Source organism: Salinicola sp. (assembly GCF_982684285.1).
Map to the genome: position 1 here is coordinate 1 of NZ_CEXLVS010000198.1, position 2,373 is coordinate 2,373.

Genomic DNA, 2,373 nt, shown 5'->3' on the forward strand with positions numbered 1-2,373 from the left:
CCACCAGCACGTCGGCGTCGGGGCCGTTGGTGATCCACATCTTGTTGCCGTTGAGCACGTAGTGATCGCCGTGCCTGTCGGCACGCAGGCTCATCGAGACCACATCCGACCCCGCGCCGGGCTCGGACATCGCCAGCGCCCCCACGTGCTCGCCGCTGATCAGCTTGGGCAGGTAGCTGGCCTTCTGCTCGGGCGTGGCGTTGAGCTTGATCTGGTTGACGCAGAGATTGGCGTGGGCGCCGTAGGAGAGCCCCACCGAGGCGCTGGCCCGGGAGATCTCCTCCATGGCGATACAGTGGGCCAGATAGCCCATGCCGCTGCCGCCATCCTCCTCGCCGACGGTGATTCCCAGCAGGCCCATGTCGCCGAACTTCTGCCACAGATCCGCGGGGAAGACGTTGTCATGGTCGATCTGGGCCGCGCGGGGGGCGATCTCGTCCCGGGCGAAGGCGTTGACCTGCTCGCGCAGCATGTTGAGCTCGTCGGCGAGCCCGAAATCGAGCTCGGTATAGGGGGCGTGCATGGTGGCATCCTCGCTGTCGGGTACAGCTTCTCCGTCTTGGTACGTTGACGTTAACGTCAATATTCAGATGCGGCTAGAGCCCCTCGACCATGGTCTTAGGAGATGCCGCTCATCGAATGCCCTTCGGGTGGCTGACCGCCTCACGATCCAGCAGCAGGATCTTGCCGTCGGCCTCGGCGACGACCTCGTCGCGCTGATTGCGGCAACTACCCGCCAGCACCGCGATACCGCCGCGATGCCTGGGCTTGGGAACCAGCTCGGCGATCCGCCAGTTCACCGTCAGGGTGTCACCCGCGAAGACCGGGGAGAGAAAGCGGCAGTCGTGCTCCAGATAGGCCTCGGCGGTGGCGTAGAAGAACATGCCGATGGAGGCGGTCATGTAGGCCGAGGTCATCGGCCCGTGCAGGATGCGCTGGCCGAAGCGTGTCCGTTTGGCGAAGGCCTCGTTGCTGTGCAGCGGGTTGAAGTCGCCGAACAGGCCACAGGCCTGGACGATATGCGCCTCGGTGATGGTCAGGGTCTGACCGAAGGTGTCATCGACGGCGATCTCGTCGAAGGCGTTGCCGACAAAGTTCATGCGGTCACTCCGGGGCTCGAAAGGGGCGTGTTCATGGGGTCTCGTCGCGATCCAGCGTTCTCAGTGCCTTGCGCACGATCTTGCCGGTGGCGGTCATCGGGAACTCGTCGACGAAGTGGATCTCGCGCGGGTACTCGTGGGCCGCCAGGCGCGAGCGCACGTGCTGCTGTAGCGTCTCCACCAGTGCCTGGGAGGCGTCCCAGCCCTCGGCGAGCACCACGTAGGCGGCCACGACCTCGGTGCGCAGCTCATCCGGCTTGCCCACCACGGCGGCCATGCGCACCGCCGGGTGGCCCAGCAGACAGTTCTCGATGGGCGCCGGGCCGATGCGGTAGCCGGCGCTGGTGATGACGTCGTCGTCGCGGCTGAGGAAGGTGAAGTAGCCCTCGGCATCGCGAAAGCCCATGTCGCCGGTCAGCAGCCACTCGCCGGCGAACTTGGCCGCGGTCGCCTCCGGCTTCTGCCAGTAGTGCAGGAACATCACCGGATCCGGCGAGCGCACCGCGATATGGCCGGTCTCGCCATCGGCGAGGCGCTGGCCCTTGGCATCGACGATGGCCAGCTCGTGCCCCGGCACCGCCTTGCCGATCGCGCCGGGGCGGTGCACGTCGAGCGACGCGCAGGCCGACAGCACCATGTTGCATTCGGTCTGGCCGTAGAACTCGTTGATGGTGACACCGAAGGTCTCCCGCCCCCACGCCAGCAGCGCTTCGCCCAGGGACTCGCCACCGCTGGCGACGCTGCGCACGTCGAGCCGCCAGCGGCGTTGGGGATGCTCGACACGGCGCATCAGCTTGAGCGCGGTCGGCGGCAGGAACAGGTTGCGCACGCGGTGGCGCTCGATCAGCGCGAACGCCGCCTCGGGCGAGAACTTGAGCATGCGGTGGGCGACGATCGGCACCGCGTGGTAGAGCGACGGCAGCAGCACGTCGAGCAGGCCGCCGATCCAGGCCCAGTCGGCCGGCGTCCAGAAACGGTCGCCGGGCTGCGGCAACAGGTCGTGGGACATCTCCACCCCCGGCAGGTGGCCGAGCAGCACCCGGTGGCCATGTACCGCGCCCTTGGGGCTGCCGGTGGTGCCGGAGGTGTAGATGATCAGCGCCGGGTCGTCGGCGCGGGTATCGCGGGTGACGAAGGCGTCGCTGGCGGCGGCCAGCTCGGCGTGGAAGTCGAGCGCGTCAGCGGTGGGCCGGCCCGCCCCGGGCGCGGCATCGACGATGTAGATCGCGGTCAGCGCCGGCAGCTGGTGGCGGATCTCGTCGAGCGTCGCCAT

3 protein-coding genes are annotated in these 2,373 nt (G+C 67.9%); all 3 read right to left on the reverse strand.

The genetic code is table 11. From position 1 onward, the window contains the following. The coding region (locus tag AC3AYF_RS15540) for an acyl-CoA dehydrogenase family protein (protein WP_487779961.1) at positions 1-523 on the reverse strand (523 nt) is incomplete at its 3' end. 109 nt (positions 524-632) lie between these two features. Then, positions 633-1,100, reverse strand: a complete 468-nt coding sequence (locus AC3AYF_RS15545) for a MaoC family dehydratase (protein WP_295040283.1) — start codon at positions 1,098-1,100, stop codon at positions 633-635. A gap of 31 nt (positions 1,101-1,131) precedes the next feature. After that, on the reverse strand, positions 1,132-2,373 hold a 1,242-nt coding region (locus tag AC3AYF_RS15550; RefSeq protein WP_487779962.1), incomplete at its 5' end, for an AMP-binding protein.